The following is a 21,442-nucleotide window of genomic DNA, read 5'->3' as shown; positions in this document are numbered from 1 at the left end:
ATATTTTCAACGCGGTCATAAATGCTAGCACAGTTTTATCTAAGTTTGCCTGAATTATTTTTAATCTATGGTAGACTTTAATCGTTTTACATTACCTAACGGACTTCGCGTGCTTGTGCACGAAGATGATACTACGCCAATGGCGGTATTAAATATCCTATACGATGTTGGCGCACGTGATGAGGAGCAAGATAGGACTGGATTTGCGCACTTATTCGAACACCTTATGTTTGGCGGATCAGTAAATATTCCTAGTTACGATGAGCCTTTGCAAAGAGTAGGGGGAGAGAATAATGCCTTTACAAGCAATGATATTACTAACTATTATATTACACTTCCGGCTGTAAATCTGGAAACCGCTTTTTGGTTGGAAAGTGACAGGATGCTAAGTCTTGCCTTTTCAGAAAAAAGTCTTGAAACACAGCGTAACGTAGTTTGCGAAGAGTTTAAACAACGTTATCTGAATCAACCATATGGCGATGTTTGGTTAAAACTTAGACCATTAGCTTACAAAAAACATCCGTATCAATGGGCAACTATCGGTCAGGACTTAAAGCAGATTGAAGATGCAAAAATGGAAGACGTTAAAGCGTTTTTCAAAAAACATTATAACCCACAAAATGCCATTATGGTTGTAGGCGGTAATGTTAAAACCGAAGATGTTAAAGCGCTTGCGGAGAAATGGTTTGCACCAATTCCTGCCGGTGATAAATACGAGAGGAATCTTCCTCAGGAGCCATTGCAAACAGAAGCACGTGCAGAAACTGTTAAAGCTGATGTGCCTTTGAATGCCATTTATATGGCTTTTAAAATGTCGGCCAGACAGGATTCTGAGTATCAAAGTTTCGATCTGATGTCTGATATCCTTTCACAAGGACAATCGTCGAGGTTATACAACAGTTTGTTAAAAGAGCAGCAATTATTTAGTGATATACATGCCTATGTTACCAGTAGCATAGATGAAGGATTATTTGTAGTTGAAGGAAAACTTGTACAAGGTGTAACTATTGAAGCTGCTGAGGCTGCAATATGGGCTGAACTAACAAAACTTACCCATCAGGAAGTTACAGAAGACGAGATCACTAAAGTGAAAAACAAATCTGAATCTATCATGGTATTTGCAGAGATGAGTTTATTAGATAAGGCGATGAATCTTGCCTATTATGAATTGTTGGGTGATGCCGCCGGACTAAACACAGAAATAGATAAGTATTTAGCCGTTACACCTGAACGTATCCTACAAGCAGCTAAAAATACCTTTGTAAAAGAGCAATGTTCCACCTTATATTATTTAAACGCCAAAGATGCTTAATCGTACACTAGCCCCTGAATCATTACAGGTTAATGAGATCAAATTTTTAGAGCCTTTAGCGCAACATCTTGACAATGGTATACCTGTTTTTACCATCAATGCCGGTAAACAAGAACTTGTAAGAATAGAATTTATATTCGAAAATGTAAACTGGGACGCCTCAAAACCATTGCAGGCAGTGGGTGTTAGTCACTTGATTAACAATGGTACAGCTAAACTTAGTGCAAAAGAAATTGCAGATAAGGTAGATTACTACGGTGCATTTTTACAAACTGAATATGGTGCAGATCAATCGAGCGTTAAACTATATACGCTTAATAAACACCTGCAATCAGTATTGCCTATTTTAAGATCAATCTTAAATGAGAGCATTTTTCCTGAGCAGGAGTTGGCTATTTTTGTTCAAAATCAGAAACAATCGCTACAAGTAAATCTTCAAAAGAATGATTTCCTTGCCAGAAGACAATTTGCAAACTCGATTTTTGGAGATACCCCTTATGGATCAAATATTGATGCAGAAGATTATGATGCATTAAAAAGAGAAGATCTTATCAATTATTTTAAAGCAGCTTATAAGCCAGAAAACTGTACAGTTATAGCTGCCGGAAAGTTCGAAGAAAATGAATTCGCTATATTAAATAGTGTTTTTGGAAACCAATGGGATAATACTGAAGCTTCGGTAATCAATAAGTTAACTTTTGAAGCGAGCCCTAAAGGCGAGCTATTAATCGAAAGACCAGAAGCTATTCAATCAGCTATAAGAATGGGTGCATTGAGTATTAGCAGAAATCATCCTGATTTTCCAGGTTTTCAGGTATTAAACTGTTTGTTAGGTGGCTATTTTGGATCGAGGCTAATGGCTAATATTCGTGAAGATAAAGGTTATACCTATGGAATAGGCTCAGCAGTTGTTTCTTTAAGAGATGCCGGTTATTTCTTTATTGCAACTGAAGTAGGAGCTGAGGTATGCGGTAATGCACTTATCGAAATCGAGAAGGAAATCAACCTGTTAAAAACAGAATTGGTATCAGACCAGGAATTGGATCTTGTTCGTAATTATATGTTAGGCTCTATGCTTGGTAGTTTAGAAAATGCATTCTCACATGCTGATAAGTTCAAGAATGTTTATTTCTCAGGATTGGATCATAACTACTACGAGAACTACATCACAACTGTAAAAACAATTACTTCACAGGATTTGAAAGATCTTGCCGGTAAATACTTAAATACAGAAAACTTTACAAAAGTTGTCGTAGGCAAAAAATAAATTGCCCAGAAAGGTTTATTCTGCTTCGCAGAAAGCTGAGAAGCAGAATAAATTACTAATGACATGTTATAAGATTTTTGCTAAAATTGATTTCTTCCAATTATCATTCTTAGATCATATAAAGCGCACAAAACAACTCATTACGTCAAATAATGTTGTAAAGTACATATAAATGCAACCGTGCATTTATATTTTTCTTACATTTAGTTAAAGCATCAATAGAATCCAATTGATGCTTTAATTAAAATGGTTTTGCAACTCAACAAAATTGGGCTTGTTTTGGCTTTGGACTTGAAAAAAATTCGAATTGCAACCTATAATATAGTCGTCCTTTGCACCACATTTAAACGTACTTTGTTCGTACCTCGTTCGACCATAGTCGAACGAGGTACGAACAATATAAGTAGAAGAGCCGACGCAGACTTCGGACCCCCAAAAAATTAAAAAACCAATCACTACCTTACTTTTTTGGCCGCCATTATTCAATTTTAGAAAAAATCCCTTTTTGCTTATCCGCCTGATAGATTTTTTTAGAAAATGCAACGTATTCATTGTATTTTTCTGGCGGATATTTTTTGTTGTTAATCATTTTTGTACGACTATAAACAAGGCTATTGTCTTTCTGAACTACTTTAGCAGTATATTTTCCAAATTCAGATTCAATCACGATATCCTTTGGCATAAATTCAACTTTATAACCTTTTGGGATATTATAGATAATCTCATCCTGATCAGAATAACCGTATTTTACATTAAAATAAGTTTTTCGATTCTCAATAGAAGTAATTACGTTTTCTTGTCGATTGATCAGGTTTAAAGTAATAAATAGTTTATCTCCACCCTTAGTTAAAAGTTGAGACGCTTTTAACTCGATTTTCTCATTCATTATAGCTGCATCTTTATTTGGCTGATTGAAGTTGAATGTATTGATCTGCATATTTGGTATGCTTAATGAGTTCATTAATTTTTTGCGCTGTTCCATAGGCTCAAGTAATGTCAATCCCAAATTATCTTCATATTGAGCAAAGCCATATTGAGTTTCAATACTAATATCTGCAGAACCTTCTTCATCCAGATTTACTTTTGTTATGCGTTTTTGATAATTATTTGTTGGACTATAATAAGGAGTTTGGGCTAATATACCACCCGATTCTGTAACCAGTAAAACAGTTCTGTCCGAATTGTCGTTGCCAATATATCCGGCAGGTACAAATTGGCTAGTACATTCTAACCATGTGGTGTCTTTTTCCTGAGGTACACAAAGAATCATGTGGTTTGCCTGATTCAAGCTGGCAAATTTCTTATTTAGCGATGGCATATCATTTCCAATTACCACAAGATTAGATTTTATTCCAGCTTCTTGTAATAAGGCTTTCATGTAATTAGATAGGGCCTTGCAATCACCGTAATTTACAGCAGCTACTTTCTCAGCTGTAATAGGTTTATATCCACCAATACCTAATTGTACGCCAACATACCTCGTGTTAGATTGTAAGTAATTATAAAGGATTTTGATTTTATCTTTTTGAGTTCCTACTCCTTTAATAAGACTTTGAACTTTCAATTTAACAGCATCCGGTAATACCTGAGCCCCATTACTTAAGCCATAAATCCAAGCTCCTAAATTGGCCCAATTTTCGATATTCGCTTTAGAATTATCATATTCAAGTTGATTGGGAGCCAAAGTTATCCATGGACTTACATTTGATATACCGGCACTCATTGGTTCGTATTCAAGAGCTTTAATATTTTCACAGCTCCATTTGTACTGCATTTTGTCTTTAACCTTTAAAGAATCAGTTTTAAGTCCTGCGCTTTTCAGATATTTAAAAGTCATTGTTTCAGGTATTTTAAAAATATATTCTGATTTTTCTACTGACATGCCCCATGAACTTACCGGTCTCCATGAGGGATAAAAGCGAATTCCACTATAATCGACATTATAACTGTACTCGATGGTGTATGGAAAACTGGTGTATAAAAAAAATAGAAATTTCACCCGACTATCGTCATAAAGTGTCCCATTGGAAACAGCACTTCTATCTTTAAAATCCGCACTTTTATACTCTTTAACTTTATTGCCCTTATCATCGTATAAGGTTGCTTTTAAGTTGTGAATACTAGAGAATTTATCATAAAACTCATGCATTTCTGACGAACTTTCTGCATTCTTGTTAAGTAAAGTTACGGCAGTTTTATAATCATAAACAGCATTTCCAGGGTCTTTTACTTCATATGTCACACTTTCGTACCTAACAACCATTGAAGCATCCTTGAGTAAATCAGGAGAAATTTTGCTTACATCATATATTCCTTGAGCTCCTGCTTCTGTAATCATAAGCAAGCCAATAATAAGTAGTCCTAACCTTTTCATCACTAGCTCTTTTTAAGTACAATTTGTTCAGACTGCTTTCTTACAATATTTTTAAACAACTCCTTAAGGTGATGGTATTCCTCAGGAGTATACAAAGATTTCTTAAATGATATCTTACTACTGATCACTAGTTTTCCAGGTTCATTAGCAAACATGAAGGTAAATGCTGCAGATTCTTCTGGTAAAATGATTTTTTCATTTTTAGGAACTTTGTCTATCTGGTATTCTTTAGGGTAGTCTAAAGTAATCCTAATCGATTTTTCAGTTGGATGCCCAAAGTCAACCGGAAAGTTTCTTTCTTCTAATTTGAATGGATTCTCTTTAGTTCTTTCATAGAAAAGGGGCGTAAAATAAATTAAATTACCTGCTTCTTCTACATTGTCATCAATACTAATGTCCATAGTTTCAACAAGAGATTCATTAATGTTAGTAAGGTTTTCGATCTTGTAATTTTTAATACCGAAACCAGGTTTTCCATCTTTATAGTTTTTCAGAAAGTCAGTTTCATTTGCTGCAGACAAATAACTTTCCCGACGATCTAAGGCTTCATAATTAGTGCTTGCCAAATACATTTTACCCGTAATCTTATTTTCTGTATCAAGATTTAAAACATAATTAACGCTTTTTCGACTTATTGTCGGATCCTCTACTGAAATCCAATCAGCAGTTTCATCGGCGAAATTAACTTTTAATCCTTCATGACACAGGTTGTCAAACCCTATCATATTCGGGGTGTGATTTTTGTCGGTTGCATCTAGCAGTATAGATTTTTCACCTATCTGTGCAACAATAATGACGTTATTAAATTCGGTTAGCATTGGAAAACCGGGATGTGCACCATGAGATCTTGTGCTTAATAAAACTGGAAAAGCATCAATCTTTGCTTCTGTTAGCAAGGTCAATAAACACAAATTTATATCGGCAGAATTACCTGCTTTCTTCTCAAATATTGATTTAGGGTTAGTTTCTGAAGTGTATTTTTCAACCTCATTGTTGAATTTAATATTGTTTTTTACATAATTAAATACCAGTGAAAGAACGGTGTCCTTATCTGTGTTTGTTTTTATAATTTCTTTCAGTAACGTTTTACTAAAACTTCTTCTATTTGCAAACAAGCCAAAATTTTCATCTTCTTTTAATCTTTTTACGATCTTGGGCCATGTAGAAGTGACATCGCGATAAACTGCACCTGGCACTGTAATCGAACTTAATTCAAAGCCAACTCTGCTGACATAATCCTTCATTGTTGTTATAAAGTTTTCTGTTTTTAAACCAGGAACATTCTCTACCTGATAATTTAATTTTAAGGATTTAGCATTTAGTGTATTTGTTCCCGACATAAAAGTCTCATTAATCAATTCCTCTTTAGGATTTATAAATAGGTATCCTCCAGCGGTGATTTTGTACTTATAATATTCAGGAATTCTTATTTCGTACGAGGAGTAAAGCACTGGTATTTCTTTTTGAAAATACCATGATCGTAGTGTAAATATAAAGTCCGATTTGATTTTGTACTTAAATTCAACAATAGACCCTTCCTTCACATTTGGAAGAGCAAACTTTTTTAGTGTAAAGTTTTTGTCCTGTTTTTCGGAAAACTTTGATTCTTTATTAAGTTTACTGATAACAGTTTTACCAGCCTCCAAATTATAGGTAGCACCATCCATATACTCTAAATTCTCTTTGTTACCATTGCTTTCATATAACTGAATTTCAAGATTCGCATAATCATAACCTGTTTTGTTGATGATTTTGTATCTCATATGGCGTTCGAAGACATAGATAAATTCACCAGTTTTGGCACTAAATTCAAACCATCCTTTGCCAACATCAAATAATGCTATAGCTGAAGCTGCGGAGTCACTACCATTAACTTTAGTGTCAAATTCACTAAGTTCAATTTTTCCGTATTTAAAAGTTCTTGGTTTTACTTCTTTTTGTTGTGCATAAGAAGATAGAGTGGCTACTAAAAGTAGGCCAAATAGAATAGATTTTATCGTATTCATATGAGCGAAATTTATTTAACAATAATAAGATATATCCAGAAAACAAAAGAGAAGAAATAGAATATTATTTTTTTACAATTAACCATTTGTAAGATATATTTACGTCATGAACCACAAACTAACCTACATAGCTCTTCTTCTAATAATCACTCAGTTAAGTTTTGCTCAAGATAAAGCAAAATATAAAGTTTGGAATCCCGCTAACGACACTTTAACTGTTCTTGAGGGACAAGGCTGGCCTAAAAAAGTAAAAGATTATTATGACCGGTTACCGGCAAAAGCTGAAGGTTTGGTGCGTTCGGATGTGTGGAATTTATCAAAAAATAATGCAGGTGTTAATTTGCGCTTCCGTACCAATTCAAATCAAATTATTGTAAAGTATGCAGTTAAAGGCAATCTGCAAATGTCCCACATGCCTGCAACAGGAGTAAGTGGCGTCGATTTATATGCTAAAGATAGAGACGGTAAGTGGCTTTGGAGTAGTGGTTCTTTTTCCTTTGGAGATACTATTACCTATCGTTTTAATAATTTAGCTGAAGCCAATGATCCTGATCGAGAATATACGCTTTACTTACCCTTATATAATTCTTTAAAATGGTTAGAGATTTATGTGCCCAATGAAAAATCATTTGCGCCAATGCCTTTACATAAGGAAAAACCAATAGTTGTTTATGGAACCTCGATAGCACAAGGTGCCTGTGCAACCAGACCTGGTTTGGCCTGGACTTCCATCTTGCAACGAAAGTTAGATCAGCCATTGATTAATCTTGGTTTTTCGGGCAATGGTAGATTGGAAAAGGAATTAATTAATTTGTTGACAGAAATTGATGCTAAATTATACGTTTTAGATTGTCTGCCTAATCTTACAGGAATATCTAAAGAGGATCTTATGAACAGAATTGAAACCTCTGTACTTGAATTGCAAAACAAAAGACCGGGTGTTCCGATCTTGTTAACAGAACATGATGGTTATACAGATGAGCTAATAAGCCCTAAAAGGAAAACTGAATACGAAAAACCAAACCTAGCCTTAAATGAAACGTTTAAAAAACTACAGGAAAAAGGCGTTAAAAATATATATCTGCTTTCTAAAAAAGAAATAGGCCAGGATATCGAGAGTATGGTTGATGGTGTGCATCCTAATGATATAGGTATGATGAACTATGCAAATGCCTATGAGAAGATCATTAAAAAGATCTTAAATCAGCCCGAAGGGAATGTTAATACAGCAAAACCAATATCGCAGTATCGTGAGCTTCCGGGGTATGATTGGGAAAAGAGACATAATCAAGTATTGATTCGTAATAAAATCAATCCGCCCCAGTTGGTTTTTATGGGTAATTCAATCACTCATTTTTGGGCAGGCGAACCATTGGCACATGCTGCCAGAGGTACAGAATCCTGGGATAAATACTTTAAGGATAAAAACCCGATAAATATGGGGTTTGGATGGGATAGGATAGAGAATGTATTATGGCGTGTTTATCATGGAGAATTAGATGGGTTTGCTGCAAAGCAAATCGTATTGATGATTGGTACTAACAATTTGCAATCAAATTCTGATGAGGAGATAGCTGATGGCTTAAAGGTTTTGATTGAAGGAATAAAAACAAGGCAACCCGATGCAAAAATATTGGTTCTTGGTATACTTCCCCGTAAGGAAATGGAGCCGCGTATAGTTAAATTAAACTTGTTGTATGCTAAAGTAGCGCAGAGCTTAAAAGTTAAATACGCAGATGCCGGAAATCTTTTTTTGAATAAAACAAAGAAGGTAAATGAAATACTATTTACAGATGGATTACATCCTAATGCTCAGGGTTATGAAAAATTAGGAGCTTTCATTAATAAGCAGATTACCAATAACTAAGGTTCATCGTGTTAAAGGTGTAAAATGAAATTTACGCAACCGTTTGTGTGAAAAAAACTTTTCAAGACTGCATATAACCTGTGTATATTGGTGGTGCTAAACATTTAGACTTAAGGTCAAAAACGTATTCTTAACCATTATTAAACACAATATGAAACCAAACCGTAGAAAATTTTTACAACAACTGGCAATAGGTTCCGGAGCTGTAGCTATCGGACTTCCAACATTTGCCAATGAAAATGCTCCTAGTGATCAGGAACTTTTAACTGCATTAAATCAAGGTAATAGTAGCCAACGATTCAATATGAGTGGATATGCTGCTCCAAAAATTGATAAAGTAAGAGTAGGGATTATTGGTCTCGGAATGAGAGGCCCTGGTGCGGTTTCAAGATTGTCACATATAGAAGGTGTAGAAATTAAAGCGCTTTGCGATAAATTACCGGAAAGAGCAACAGCTGCACAGAAATACCTTACTGAAAAAGGTTTACCTAAAGCAAAGGAATATTCTGGCGAAGATGGTTGGAAAGCAATGATTGAGAATGAGGACCTTGATTTAGTTTACATCTGTACTCCTTGGCATTATCATACTCCGATGGCTGTTTATGCAATGGAGCATGGTAAACATGCTGCAACAGAGGTTCCTGCTGCCCTTACTCTTGAGGATTGCTGGAAACTTGTGGAAACATCGGAAAGAACACGTAAGCATTGCATGATGCTTGAAAACTGTTGCTACGATTTCTTTGAAATGCTAACCTTAAATATGATACGTAATGGCATGTTTGGCGAACTAATCCATGCTGAAGGTGCATATAATCATGATTTGCTAAGCTTGAACTTTAGTAAAACAGGTTATCAGGATATGTGGAGACTGAAGGAGAATATTAATTTCAATGGAAATTTATATCCTACTCATGGACTTGGGCCAATCGCTCAGTGTCTTAACATCAACAGAGGGGATAGGATGGATTACCTGGTTTCTGTATCTACCAACGATTTCCTAATGGCAGCAGAAGCAGAAAGGTTGGCGCAAAAAGATGATTTCTATAAGCAATTTGTAGGTAAAAACTACCGTGGAAATATGAATACGACAACCATTAGAACGGTTAAAGGTAAAACTATGATGCTACAGCATGATGTGTCGACGCCAAGACCATATTCGAGACTTCATGTATTGAGTGGTACAAAAGCTTCAGCTAGTAAATATCCTGATGAACATATTGCGATTGGAGAAGAGTGGGTGAAAGACGCAGAATTGAAAAAATTATATGAAACTCACAGTCCTGCAATTATTAAGCATGTTGGCGAGATAGGTAAAAAGATTGGTGGCCATGGTGGTATGGACTTTATCATGGACTGGCGTTTGATCGACTGTTTACGTAATGGACTGCCATTGGATCAGGATGTTTATGATGCTGCATCATGGAGTTGTATCATCCCGTTAAGTAAAAAGTCAGTATCTAAAAGATCTAATAGCATTGATATTCCCGACTTTACAAGAGGAGCGTGGGCTAAAAATACACCTGTAAACTTAACGCTTGATGGTGGTGGTAATACTACTGTAAGAAGTGTTAAATAATATCCAATAAAATAAAAAAAAAGGCCCTGTATCATATGATACAGGGCCTTTTTTTGTGGAGAAATACTACAAATTACTTTCAATAGCGCCTACTTTTTCTCTGTATAAATCAAGAGGTCCATCAAGTAAAACAGCAACTACAGTAAGGTCTTTATCAAGCCTGTCAGTTGGAAGGGGGATATAAACTATGCCCGGTACAGCACTCCAATACAGTTTATTGTAAATCTGAGGTTCAACCATCGTGCCTTCACCAACAATTCTAATACGACTAATTTTGTTTTTAATCCCTTTTAATGCAATAGGGCCAGTTGGTTTACCTTCAACAAAAAGATATACAGTTTGTTTATCTGCCGATAATGCGCTTAGCCCTTGATAATGCCCATCAGGCAATCCTTTTCCTGTTTTGTACAAGCATTCAGCATTTTTTGTAACCCAGTTGTATACTTCTGGCTTAAGTGTTTTTTTACCACTTTCAAAGTTCAAACCATCTGCAGCTAAATCTGTTTCATTAAATGGATTAACTCCATTGTGAAGCGAAGTTGCAATATTGTTAATTTGAGATTTATAATCAGCTTTTTTATCAGCAAGATCACTAAAGCTTAAAGAAACGGAAGGTTTATTACTTACTTCAACCGGGCTGTCAAATTTTAAAGCAATTACGGTAACATCCTGATCCGCTGCGGAAGCAGGGATTTTAATAGAAATGTTTTCGCTTTTGTTTTCAATTGTAACTTTCGAAGCTGAACCTACTATTTTAGCAGAGCTAACTGGCGATTTGATGCCAGTTAATAATAAACCCGCATTGTCTGGAGTCCAGTCAGCATATAAGTAGAGTGTTTTTTTATCAGCAGACAATGCAGTCTTTCCAGTAAAATGACCTGCAGGTAAGCCTTCATGTGTTCCATAGATAGCTTCAGCATGTTTCTTAGTCCACCTGCCCAGGCCTTTAAGGATATTTACTTGCTCTGTAGCAATAGTTCCATCAGCTTTGGGGCCAATATCAAGCAATAAATTACCACCCATGCTAATGCAGTCAACCAATGTACGGATAATCATGTTTGGCGATTTATACTTAAAATCATAAGGTTGGTAACCCCACGAATCATTCATGGTATAGCATAGTTCCCAATACTCACTATTTGGTTTAAGAACTGGAATTCCTTGTTCAGGAGTTTCATAATCGCCATGATGATTCAGACGAGAATTAATAATGATGTTTGGATTGTATTTTTTAAGGTCTGAAGAGATTTTTCCGGCTTGCCATTCCTCAGCAGAGTGTTCCCAATCGCCATCAAACCAAAGTAAGTCTGGCTTAAAATTTAAGGAAAGCTCATTCATCTGCGTATGTAAATACGTCTGGAATTTATCCCAGCGTTTAGGTTCCTCGCTTAATTTATATTTTTTTCTGTCCCTTGTAAAACCATCATAATCGGGATGACTCCAGTCTGGTAAAGAAAAATAGATCCCGGTTTTAAGTCCAGCCTTTTTAACTTCTTTTACAAAAGGAGTAATTACATCTTTTTTTGCAGCACTTTGTTTTAGTGTAGTAGTCGCATCGATAGCCTTAGTATCCCAAAGAGATACACCATCATGGTGTTTTGTGGTGATAACGGTATATTTGGCGCCACTTTCTTTAATCAGTTTAACCCATTCCTCCGGATGATAATTAGCGGCTGTGAAACCATTCAATTGTTTCATGTAGTTATCATGGTTGATGTAATTGTTGAAAAACGACCATGATTCGGAAATGCCATTTACCGAATAAATGCCCCAATGTATAAATATTCCAAGTTTTGCATTGGCAAACCATTCCATCTTTTGTTTTTTGTCATCAGTCTCCTTGATACTTAACTGTTGACCATTTACTTTGCTACATAGCGCCACTATAAACAGCAAAAGGGATATTCTTTTTTTCATTTTATGAATTAGTAATTGTGTTATTTTTGTAAGTATGATTTTTGATAGGAAAGAGGGCTTTTTCCTGTTATTATCTTGAAATGTTTGTGGAAACTGGCAAAATTATGAAAGCCACTTTCATAGCAAATCTGTTTAACGTTCATGCTATCTTCAATTAATAGTTTGCAAGCATGGCCAACCCTTATTTCGCTTATAAATTGGGTGTAAGTTTTACGGGTTCTCGATTTAAAGTATCTGCAAAATGAATTAGGACTGATGTTGGCAACTGCGGCCATTTCCTCCATTTGAATTTTTCTTTTAAAGTTTGCCAGCGAGTAGTTGTAAATTGCATTAATTCGGTCGTTTTCGGTTTCCTCAAAATCATGACGGAACCCAATTGAAGAGAGTAGGCTGCTCTGCGAGTGGTTTTCGATAGCCAATAATGCCTCTACAAGTAAAATAATTCTTTTTGGGCCTTCAGATAGGAGTATAGATTCAATAAGTTCACCAATCAGTTTTTTACTTTTATCCTGAACCTGAACACCTCTCTGAGCGCGTTCTAATAATAGTTTGATGGATTTATTTTCAGGTAAATTTAAAAACGAATTACCCCAAAAGTTCTCGCAAAAGTGTACCACAACTACATCAGCATTACTTTTTTCGTCATTAAAGTAGTTGTCGTCAAATCGCCAGTAATGAGGCAAGTGGGCACCAACAAGTACCACGTCGCCAGATCTAAATCGTTTAATACTATCGCCAATAAACTGAGTGCCGTTGCCTTTTTTAAAATAAATCAGCTCAACTTCAGCATGGTAGTGCCAGCGGTTGTTAATGTAAGGTACATTGTCTCTTCGCGCGCTAAATGAATTTACTGGATTGTTAGCTACTTTAAGCAATTGAGGTTTCATCTTCGTGTCTAGGTTTAGTTGTCAGATGTAGGTCACTTAACTTTGTTTTTTCCGAAAAAACAAAGCCAAGATTCGGTTCATTTGATTTGGTTAGGTTTCAATATATAAAAGTATAAAAATCTTTTATAATTACATATAATGTTAAATAAACGCTTTTATCTTGTAAAAATCGCTTAATATTTGGTGTTTTTTTACCGGAATAGAAATCACGCAAACGTTTGATAACGGCTTTAAAGCGCATTAATTATTTTTTAATTCATCACATTTGTAACTGCTGAAGATTGAATTAGAAAAATAAAACAGAATGATTTTTCGTTTGTTATACTAAGTCGTGTAATTAAAAATAAAATGACAGAAGTATCCCCAATTATAGAGCGTAAATCAAAGAGTATACTAATTATTGAAAACGATGAAGGATTAGTAGAGTTGTTAGAAGAATTATTTAATTACGAAGGTTACCAGGTTCGTTGTTATAAAGAGGCCGATGATATTTCTTCCCTTATGGAAGATTTTACGCCGGACATTGTGTTGATAGATTATTTATTACCTGGAATTAATGGTGGCGAATTGTGTGCTCAGTTAAAGCGAGAGCCGTCAACAAAACAGATTCCGGTAATTATATTTTCTGCTTATTCGCAAGTCCTGCTGTCATTAGGTAGTTACGGTTGCAATGCATTTATATCTAAACCTTTCGAATTGTCTTCGTTGTTAGATCAAATTAATAAATGTTTAGAAAATCCACTTAAAGTGTTTACAGGAGAGGGTTTTGAAAAGAGAGCCGCTGCGACAGAGAAAGTAAATGAATAAATAACCTTTTAATTAAGGTGCCAATAGGGTTTCATATATGAATGCAATTGGTTATATAAGGGTTTCGCCATATTTAGATTCAGTAGTAGCACAGGAAATTGCTATTAAGGATTTTTGCGATAAAAAAGGGCTAAATCTATTAATCGTATTTAAAGATACTGGAGAATATAACGAAGATATGGAGCGCGAAAGCTGGCTAGCTTTAGAAGAATATGTGAGATACAATACAGAAAGTGTTCATTTTTTATTATTCGTATTGCCTGCCAAAATTACCCGATTCAATAAAATGATAGATCATATTCAGGATCATTTTAAACAGCAGTATGGTGTAATGTTGCTAGCGGTTTTATAAAGTGTCCAGATGTTTACTGATTGCTGCACCTAGTTCATCAACCTGTTTATGGGTTAATGAGCCCCATATTTGCTCCCATTTTTCGTCCTTTCTAATCTGGGCTTCTTTGCCTTCTACTTTGCATATATAGTAAGGTATGCCATCAGTAGTTTCGGCATGCCTAATTTCAACTTCAGTTTCTTTTGATTCGTTGTTATGAACTATAACAGTGAACTTAATGTCTTCAGATGCTTCCATGATTCTGTTATTTAGTTTCGTTGCTTTATATAACAACTGATAGGAGCTAAAGTTTAGTGAATAAAAAAGATACACAATCAAAATTTTTAAGATGCTTATATTTGAGTGAACACAAATGTTCATTTTTGGAAAATGATAAAAGGATTCGCGAAATTGTCTTTATTAGGAATTTGGGTTTGGATAGTTTTAACACCAACCATTGTTAATGCTCAGTCAAAGAAGAGTACTCCCTCCAAACCTAATATCATCTTCATTTTAACAGACGACCTTGGGTATGGAGATCTAGGTGTATTTTTTCAGAATCAGCGAAGAGAAAAAGCAGATCCCAAACTCCCTTTTCAATTTACCCCAAACCTGGATAAAATGGCCGCTAGTGGAGCCCAGTTAACTAATCAGTACTGTAATGCTCCTGTATGTGCACCATCAAGAGCATCTCTTTTAACTGGCCTTAATCAAGGAAATGCAAAAATAAGAGACAACCAATTCGACAAGCAAATAGAAAATAATCATACCATTGCTACTGTATTAAAAACAGCTGGCTATGCTACCTCTGTTATTGGGAAATGGGGTTTGCAAGGCGAAACCAAAGATGAACCCAACTGGCCCGCCCATCCTCAGAAAAGAGGTTTCGATGATTTCTATGGCTATATGCGTCATGCCGACGGTCATGAACACTATCCTTATGAGGGAGTTTACAGAGGTAAAAAAGAAGTGTGGGATAATTATAAAAATGTAGCCGATAGCCTAAGTAAATGTTATACTACTGATTTGTGGACTGCCAGGGCTAAAAAATGGATAGTTGATCATGAAATTTCAAAAGGTGCAGATAAACCTTTCTTTATGTTTCTTGCTTATGATTCTCCCCATGCTGTTTTGGAATTGCCAACGCAAGCATATCCAGATGGTAAAGGCCTAAAAGGCGGAGTACAATGGCTTGGCACTCCCGGAAATATGATAAATACTGCATCTGGTAAGGTAGATTCTTTTGTTCATCCAGATTACCAAAATGCAACCTACGATAATGGGAAAGTGAAAAATGCTCCATGGCCGGATACTTTTAAACGCTATGCTACAGCTACCAGAAGAATAGATGATGCGGTAGGTGATATTTTACAACTTTTAGAAGATTTGAAAATTTCGGAAAACACTATAGTTGTGTTTACTTCTGATAACGGGCCCTCGATTGAAGCTTATCTGCCTGCAGGATATGCGCCAAATACTCCTGAGTTTTTTGCAAGCTACGGGCCATTCGATGGAATAAAACGAGATGTATGGGAGGGGGGCTTAAGAATGCCTACTCTGGTAACCTGGGCTCAGCATATTCCTGCCGGAAAAGTTGTAGTGTCACCAAGTATGTTGTCAGATTGGCTACCTACTTTTGCTGATGTTGCCGGGGTAAGTGCACCTGCAAGAACAGATGGGGTTTCTTTGGTTCCATCTTTAACAGGTAAGGGTACCCAGGCCGAAAGTTTAATTTATTCTGAGTATTCTGAAGGTGGTAAGACTCCTGATTTTAAAGAATTTGAAGCCAGCAGGCGAGGTAGAAAAAGAGGACAGATGCAAATGATTCGTCTTGGTGATTTTGTTGGAGTACGTTATGATATTAAATCGGCAGATGATGATTTCGAAATTTATGATATTGTTAGCGATCCAAAGCAAACTACCAATCTTGCAGGAGTGCCTTCGTGCGAAGGTCTACAGGCTCAAATGAAAGCGAAATCACTACAGGTTAGAAAAGCAGATCTGGAAGCTCCAAGGCCCTATGATAAAGCACAAATCCCTTCCGTTGAGCTTTTGGATAAGACAATTCCAGGTCTTTCATGGAAATTTTTTAAAGGCGATTTCCCTTATGTCGTTTCAGAAACTGGTCTAATTGAAAGTTCAGGTGGGGTTAGCAAACATCTTGGCGAAGAAGTGGCCAAATCAAGACCTGGTATGACTTTATACGAAGGTTTTATAAAAGTAGCTACTGATGGGGAGTATAGTTTTTCTTTGCAGGCAAGTGGGAAAGCATATATGCGAATCCATGAAGCTGAATTGATTGATGCCGATTTTGGTTATCAGTCCGTTAGTCAGGAAACTCAACGTGTTTATCTTAAAGCGGGGTATCATCCTGTAAAAATTTATTATCTGAGAGAAGCTGGTAAACAGCCAATACTTTCATTGAAGATGAGGTATGGGGGGACTGATTGGAAACCTTTAAAATCCACAGATTTTTATCACACTAAATAAATACTACTAAATTTGTAGTATTCATTAAAAATAATTACTTTTATCGTGAGAGCGTTAATTTTAGGGAGTAGGCCGAAAGGTTTATTCCCTTCTTTTTTTATCTCCAAAATTCTAGACCCTTTAAAATTAGATTCATTTCTCTTGTACCACCCCGGTGCCTGGCGGGCACCTTGTTGTAATTGGCAAGGCATTTTTGAGGCATTCCTCAGGCCTAAGTTAGGCATAAAACACCTGATTAGTCCCTGCCTTTGTCCTCCTCGCTACCTTTGTAATTTGTCAGGGGAACTGAGATGAAGTTGCAGCCAAATGTAGAAAATGCAGGTCGGTTTTTCTGTAAAAGAAAGGATTGGAGAAATAAATTTGCATTAGTTTTTGTTGTGTAATTTTTCTTTACAAGGGTCTGTAATACAGTTGTTAATGGTAGTTTTTTGGGTTGTGGAATTACCGAGAAACAGCTCTAAAACGATTTAAATAAAGAACTGTTTTTTGTGCTAATTAAATATATTTCAAAATTAATATGTTTAAACTTTCATTTATTCAAAAAGATAATTACATTTGAGCTTACCCTTTCGGGGGTATGTTTTTCATAGGTAGATGTAGGGTCGAAAATTAATTTTTCGGCCCTTTTTTGTTATCTAAGGTTCCGTATCTTTATCCGAGCTATGAGGAAGAAGAAAATTATTGTCGCAATTACTGGGGCCAGCGGATCTATTTATGCTAAGTTGTTGTTAGATAGTTTGTTGAGGTTATCTGATCAAATTGAGAAAGTAGGAGTGGTGATGTCTGATAATGCCAAGGAGGTATGGCGCTTTGAACTTCAAAACCAGGATTACGACAATTATCCCTTTACTTTTTATCCTAAAATGGATTTTAATGCTCCGTTTGCATCTGGCTCAGCTAAATTTGATACCATGATTATCATTCCGTGTTCAATGGGTACATTGGGCAGGATTGCACATGGGATTTCTAATGATTTGATTTCAAGAGCTGCGGATGTGGTGCTAAAAGAACGCAGAAAATTAATAGCCGTGGTTAGAGATACGCCTTTTAGCCTTATCCATATCAATAACATGAAAACGGTAACTGAGGCGGGAGGAATTATTTGCCCTGCCAGTCCTTCTTTTTATTCACTACCAAAAACTATTGAAGAGGTTGCGCAGACAGTTGTTAGTCGTGTAATTGATCTTGCAGGGTTAGAGCAAGATAGTTATCGATGGAATGAGTCATAATTTCATATAAAACCTTATCTTTGCGGGCTTATTGGGATATCGAATACTGAATGAAGAAGGTAGCATTTTATACACTAGGTTGTAAGTTGAATTTCTCTGAAACTTCAACAATTGGGAGGTTGTTCACCGACGCGGGATATGCTGTGGTAGAATTTACAGATGGGGCAGATGTGTATGTAATTAATACCTGTTCCGTTACTGAACACGCAGATAAAAAATGTCGTAAGGTAGTTAAAGAAGCATTAAAATATTCTCCAAATGCATACGTAACCATAGTTGGATGCTATGCTCAATTAAAGCCTGTTGAAATTGCCGAAATTGAAGGTGTTGATATGGTACTTGGTGCTGCCGAGAAGTTTCGTATAGTAGAGTATATCTCTGACCTTACCAAACAACCTAAAGCCGTTATTCATCAGCAAAATATTGAAAAAGTAAATCATAATTTTATTGCGGCTTATTCTATTGGCGATAGAACGCGTACTTTCTTAAAAGTACAGGATGGCTGCGATTATCCATGTACTTATTGCACTATACCTTTAGCACGCGGTGGCAGCAGAAGCGATACCATTGAAAACGTGGTAAACCGGGCTAAGCAGATAGCTGAAAGCGGTGTTAAAGAAATTGTGCTAACTGGTGTAAATCTTGGTGATTTTGGTATAAGAAATGGAGAGCGGGAAGATAAATTCTTCGACCTGGTAAAAGCACTTGATGAGGTTGAAGGGATAGAGAGGATAAGAATTTCATCAATAGAACCAAACTTATTGAGCAACGAAATCATCGAATTTGTAGCTACTTCAAAAAGATTTGTACCTCATTTTCATATTCCACTACAATCGGGGTCAAATAAAATATTAGGCTTAATGCGCAGGCGTTACCAAAGAGAATTGTACACTGAACGTGTTGCTACAATTAAAGCATTAATACCTAATTGCTGTATCGGAGTTGATGTGATTGTCGGATTCCCTGGTGAAACACATGAAGACTTTTTAGATACTTACCAGTTCTTAAATGAACTTGATATATCGTATTTACACGTATTTACTTATTCTGAACGTGAGCAAACAGCTGCAGCCGAAATGAAAGGTGTTGTTGCCGGAAGTGCCCGTGCTAATAGAAGTAAAATGCTACACATTTTGTCGGATAAAAAAAGAAGAGCCTTTTACCAATCGCAGATTGGAACTGTAGGTGAAGTACTTTTTGAGGACGATCAGAAGAATGGTTTTATGCATGGTTTTACCAAAAACTATGTAAAAGTTAAAGCTAAATACGATCCTGTAATGGTAAATGAAATCAAAACCGTTAAACTTGTTGAGCTTACAGCTGATGGTGAGGTAGAAGTTGCGGAAACACAAGAAGTTTTAGCGCATTAATCCTATATTCGCATAAAACTTTTTTATACGTATGTTTCCTACTGTATCTCATTTTTTAGAATATCTTTTCGGTATACAAGTCCCTTTACCATTTAATACATTTGGTGTTTTTGTCGCACTGGCTTTTATTGCAGGTTACTGGGCTTTTACTCAGGAATTTAAGCGTAAAGAAGCACTAGGTATTCTTCATCCGATAAAAAAAACAATAACTGTTGGTAAACCTGCTACTACAATTGAACTGGTTTATAATGGAATATTTGGTTTCCTGATAGGCTATAAATTAGTTTATGCGCTTTTAAATTATCAACTTTTTGTTAGCGATGCTCAAACGGTACTGCTTTCATTAAAAGGTAATATACTTGGAGGTTTGTTTTTTGCCGGCCTATTTGCGTATTGGGATTATAAAGAGAAAAATGCTCATAAATTACCAAAACCAAAAACTGTTGAAGTAGTACAACACCCCTATGAATTAATGGGGTCATTGATAGTTTGGGCTGCTGTATGGGGATTCCTTGGCGCAAAGATATTTGACAACCTAGAGCATTGGGATACTTTTGTAAAAGATCCTATTGGCAGTTTATTGTCGTTTAGCGGTTTAACATTTTATGGTGGACTGATTTGCGGTGGTGCTGCGGTTTTATATATAGCAAGGAAAAACAACATTAAGGTATTACATATGCTTGATATTGGTGGACCAGGTATGATGCTTGCATATAGTGTAGGCAGAATTGGTTGTCATATGTCGGGAGATGGAGATTGGGGTATTCCTAATTTAAACCCTAAGCCGCTTTCATGGCTCCCAGATTGGTTATGGGCTTATACTTATCCAAATAACGTTGCTAACGAGGGAAATCCTATTGCGGGTTGTGTGGGTAGGTTCTGTAATGAATTGCCTCAGCCGGTATATCCAACACCAATATACGAGGTAATAGTATGTTTTATACTGTTCCTAATCTTATGGAAGCTTCGTGACCACATTAAATCTCCGGGAACGATGTTTGGTGTATATTTAATGTTAAACGGTTTGGAACGCTTCTTTGTTGAGTTGATCAGGGTAAATACTAAATATAATGTTGCCGGTATACAATTTACGCAGGCTGAATTAATTTCAAGTATCCTGTTTTTGTCGGGTCTAGCTCTGGTTTCCTATTCTTTGAAAAACAAAGAGAAGCTGTCTAATTATTAAAATCTGTTTCTGAATTGAATTACGAATTAATATGTTCTAAAGTAATTGCTGTTACTCGTTTAACAGGCAATTTTATACGAAAAGAGTCAATGAATTTCGATGCGGCAGCTGTCGAATTTAAAGGCTTAAACGATATGGTTTCTTATGTTGATAAGAGCGCCGAGAAGTTGTTGGTTAGAAATTTAGCCAAACTGATTCCGGAAGCAGGTTTCACTACAGAAGAAGAAACGATAAATACTAAAGGGCCTGTGTACAATTGGATTATAGATCCATTAGATGGCACTACTAACTTTATTCATGGTGTACCTACCTATTCTATAAGTATTGCATTGTACGAAGAGGATAAGCCTGTTGTTGGTGTAGTTTATGAGATAAACCGAGGTGAGATGTTTTATTCTTACAAAGGAGGCGAAGCTTTCTTAAATAACAAAGAGATTAGGGTTTCTTCCAGACCTACTTTATCAGATAGCTTACTTGCTACTGGTTTCCCATATTATCAATTTGAAAAACAAGCGCAATACATGAAATTACTTTCAGAAATGATGCAGAAAAGTCATGGCTTGAGACGTATAGGTTCAGCTGCGGTTGATTTAGCTTATGTGGCTTGTGGTAGATTTGATGCTTTCTTTGAGTATAATCTAAATGCATGGGATGTTGCAGCCGGAGCTTACCTGGTGCAGCAGGCCGGGGGAAATGTAATGAACTTCACAGGAGGTGATGAGTTCCTTGAAACCAGAGAAATACTGGCTACAAATGCATTGATTGACGGAGAAATACTAGAGGCTATTAAACGAACTTTTAATAGTTAAATCAGTTATATACA

The 21,442-nt window shown here is 36.1% G+C and carries 16 protein-coding genes; 11 read left to right on the top strand and 5 right to left on the bottom strand.

All coding sequences use genetic code 11. The features are described from left to right. Positions 1 to 67: 67 nt before the first annotated feature. Together J1905_RS15065 and J1905_RS15060 are read left to right on the top strand one after the other, a co-directional pair. Positions 68 to 1,312: a M16 family metallopeptidase gene (locus J1905_RS15065; protein WP_214228134.1), complete on the top strand. Its 1,245-nt coding sequence runs from the start codon at positions 68 to 70 to the stop codon at positions 1,310 to 1,312. After that, on the top strand, positions 1,305 to 2,579 hold the full coding sequence (locus tag J1905_RS15060; RefSeq protein WP_214228133.1) for a M16 family metallopeptidase: 1,275 nt from the start codon (positions 1,305 to 1,307) through the stop codon (positions 2,577 to 2,579). Before J1905_RS15065 ends, J1905_RS15060 begins: the two co-directional genes overlap by 8 nt. 478 nt (positions 2,580 to 3,057) lie before the next feature. On the opposite strand, the gene J1905_RS15055 is transcribed toward J1905_RS15060, so the two are convergent. Both J1905_RS15055 and J1905_RS15050 read right to left on the bottom strand, forming a co-directional pair. Continuing rightward, the gene (locus tag J1905_RS15055) at positions 3,058 to 4,953 is read right to left on the bottom strand and encodes a DUF3858 domain-containing protein (RefSeq protein WP_250318108.1); all 1,896 of its coding nucleotides are present in this window, start codon (positions 4,951 to 4,953) and stop codon (positions 3,058 to 3,060) included. A 2-nt stretch (positions 4,954 to 4,955) separates the two neighbouring features. Then, on the bottom strand, positions 4,956 to 6,959 hold the full coding sequence (locus J1905_RS15050) for a DUF3857 domain-containing protein (protein WP_214228131.1): 2,004 nt from the start codon (positions 6,957 to 6,959) through the stop codon (positions 4,956 to 4,958). A gap of 106 nt (positions 6,960 to 7,065) precedes the next feature. Between J1905_RS15050 and J1905_RS15045 the strand changes: the two genes are divergently transcribed. Then, positions 7,066 to 8,826, top strand: a complete 1,761-nt coding sequence (locus J1905_RS15045) for an SGNH/GDSL hydrolase family protein (protein ID WP_214228130.1) — start codon at positions 7,066 to 7,068, stop codon at positions 8,824 to 8,826. A 151-nt stretch (positions 8,827 to 8,977) separates the two neighbouring features. After that, positions 8,978 to 10,402 carry a Gfo/Idh/MocA family protein gene (locus J1905_RS15040; RefSeq protein ID WP_214228129.1) on the top strand — a complete coding sequence of 475 codons (1,425 nt, stop codon included), beginning with the start codon at positions 8,978 to 8,980 and terminating at the stop codon, positions 10,400 to 10,402. Positions 10,403 to 10,468: 66 nt separating this feature from the next. Here the strand turns inward: J1905_RS15040 and J1905_RS15035 are convergent, their stop codons facing one another. Together J1905_RS15035 and J1905_RS15030 are read right to left on the bottom strand one after the other, a co-directional pair. Next, positions 10,469 to 12,319: an alpha-L-fucosidase gene (locus J1905_RS15035; RefSeq protein WP_214228127.1), complete on the bottom strand. Its 1,851-nt coding sequence runs from the start codon at positions 12,317 to 12,319 to the stop codon at positions 10,469 to 10,471. Between the two features lie 20 nt (positions 12,320 to 12,339). Next, on the bottom strand, positions 12,340 to 13,206 hold the full coding sequence (locus J1905_RS15030) for an AraC family transcriptional regulator (protein ID WP_173090558.1): 867 nt from the start codon (positions 13,204 to 13,206) through the stop codon (positions 12,340 to 12,342). A 348-nt stretch (positions 13,207 to 13,554) separates the two neighbouring features. Here J1905_RS15030 and J1905_RS15025 point away from each other — a divergent pair, with 348 nt between their 5' ends. Together J1905_RS15025 and J1905_RS15020 are read left to right on the top strand one after the other, a co-directional pair. Beyond that, on the top strand, positions 13,555 to 14,013 hold the full coding sequence (locus J1905_RS15025) for a response regulator (protein WP_214228126.1): 459 nt from the start codon (positions 13,555 to 13,557) through the stop codon (positions 14,011 to 14,013). 37 nt (positions 14,014 to 14,050) lie between these two features. Beyond that, positions 14,051 to 14,365 (top strand): recombinase family protein, encoded by a 315-nt coding sequence (locus J1905_RS15020; RefSeq protein WP_214228125.1) that lies wholly within the window; start codon positions 14,051 to 14,053, stop codon positions 14,363 to 14,365. On the opposite strand, the gene J1905_RS15015 is transcribed toward J1905_RS15020, so the two are convergent. Continuing rightward, positions 14,360 to 14,602, bottom strand: a complete 243-nt coding sequence (locus J1905_RS15015; protein ID WP_214228123.1) for a hypothetical protein — start codon at positions 14,600 to 14,602, stop codon at positions 14,360 to 14,362. The genes J1905_RS15020 and J1905_RS15015 overlap by 6 nt on opposite strands. A gap of 132 nt (positions 14,603 to 14,734) precedes the next feature. On the opposite strand from J1905_RS15015, the gene J1905_RS15010 reads away from it, so the two are divergent. From J1905_RS15010 to J1905_RS14990, 5 genes are all read left to right on the top strand, one after another. Further along, positions 14,735 to 16,834: a sulfatase-like hydrolase/transferase gene (locus J1905_RS15010; protein ID WP_214228122.1), complete on the top strand. Its 2,100-nt coding sequence runs from the start codon at positions 14,735 to 14,737 to the stop codon at positions 16,832 to 16,834. A 662-nt stretch (positions 16,835 to 17,496) separates the two neighbouring features. Next, complete coding sequence (locus J1905_RS15005) at positions 17,497 to 18,063, top strand: UbiX family flavin prenyltransferase (RefSeq protein ID WP_214228121.1); 567 nt, start codon at positions 17,497 to 17,499, stop codon at positions 18,061 to 18,063. Positions 18,064 to 18,113: 50 nt separating this feature from the next. Then, entirely contained in the window at positions 18,114 to 19,433 is a 1,320-nt protein-coding gene (mtaB, locus tag J1905_RS15000; protein WP_214228120.1) for a tRNA (N(6)-L-threonylcarbamoyladenosine(37)-C(2))-methylthiotransferase MtaB, read from the top strand. A 31-nt stretch (positions 19,434 to 19,464) separates the two neighbouring features. Next, positions 19,465 to 20,619, top strand: a complete 1,155-nt coding sequence (locus J1905_RS14995; RefSeq protein WP_214228118.1) for a prolipoprotein diacylglyceryl transferase — start codon at positions 19,465 to 19,467, stop codon at positions 20,617 to 20,619. A gap of 14 nt (positions 20,620 to 20,633) precedes the next feature. After that, positions 20,634 to 21,428: an inositol monophosphatase family protein gene (locus J1905_RS14990; protein ID WP_214228116.1), complete on the top strand. Its 795-nt coding sequence runs from the start codon at positions 20,634 to 20,636 to the stop codon at positions 21,426 to 21,428. Positions 21,429 to 21,442 lie beyond the last annotated feature (14 nt).

This window comes from Pedobacter sp. B4-66 (assembly GCF_018492665.1).
Taxonomy (GTDB): domain Bacteria; phylum Bacteroidota; class Bacteroidia; order Sphingobacteriales; family Sphingobacteriaceae; genus Pedobacter.
The sequence above is the reverse complement of the archived record's forward strand: the minus strand, read 5'-3'. Positions and strand labels throughout refer to the sequence as shown.

Coding starts and splice junctions, on each gene's coding strand:
- J1905_RS15065 (WP_214228134.1), top strand. CDS start 68: ATGGTAGACTTTAATCGTTTTACATTACCTAACGGACTTCGCGTGCTT.
- J1905_RS15060 (WP_214228133.1), top strand. CDS start 1,305: ATGCTTAATCGTACACTAGCCCCTGAATCATTACAGGTTAATGAGATC.
- J1905_RS15055 (WP_250318108.1), bottom strand. CDS start 4,953: ATGAAAAGGTTAGGACTACTTATTATTGGCTTGCTTATGATTACAGAA.
- J1905_RS15050 (WP_214228131.1), bottom strand. CDS start 6,959: ATGAATACGATAAAATCTATTCTATTTGGCCTACTTTTAGTAGCCACT.
- J1905_RS15045 (WP_214228130.1), top strand. CDS start 7,066: ATGAACCACAAACTAACCTACATAGCTCTTCTTCTAATAATCACTCAG.
- J1905_RS15040 (WP_214228129.1), top strand. CDS start 8,978: ATGAAACCAAACCGTAGAAAATTTTTACAACAACTGGCAATAGGTTCC.
- J1905_RS15035 (WP_214228127.1), bottom strand. CDS start 12,319: ATGAAAAAAAGAATATCCCTTTTGCTGTTTATAGTGGCGCTATGTAGC.
- J1905_RS15030 (WP_173090558.1), bottom strand. CDS start 13,206: ATGAAACCTCAATTGCTTAAAGTAGCTAACAATCCAGTAAATTCATTT.
- J1905_RS15025 (WP_214228126.1), top strand. CDS start 13,555: ATGACAGAAGTATCCCCAATTATAGAGCGTAAATCAAAGAGTATACTA.
- J1905_RS15020 (WP_214228125.1), top strand. CDS start 14,051: ATGAATGCAATTGGTTATATAAGGGTTTCGCCATATTTAGATTCAGTA.
- J1905_RS15015 (WP_214228123.1), bottom strand. CDS start 14,602: ATGGAAGCATCTGAAGACATTAAGTTCACTGTTATAGTTCATAACAAC.
- J1905_RS15010 (WP_214228122.1), top strand. CDS start 14,735: ATGATAAAAGGATTCGCGAAATTGTCTTTATTAGGAATTTGGGTTTGG.
- J1905_RS15005 (WP_214228121.1), top strand. CDS start 17,497: ATGAGGAAGAAGAAAATTATTGTCGCAATTACTGGGGCCAGCGGATCT.
- mtaB (WP_214228120.1), top strand. CDS start 18,114: ATGAAGAAGGTAGCATTTTATACACTAGGTTGTAAGTTGAATTTCTCT.
- J1905_RS14995 (WP_214228118.1), top strand. CDS start 19,465: ATGTTTCCTACTGTATCTCATTTTTTAGAATATCTTTTCGGTATACAA.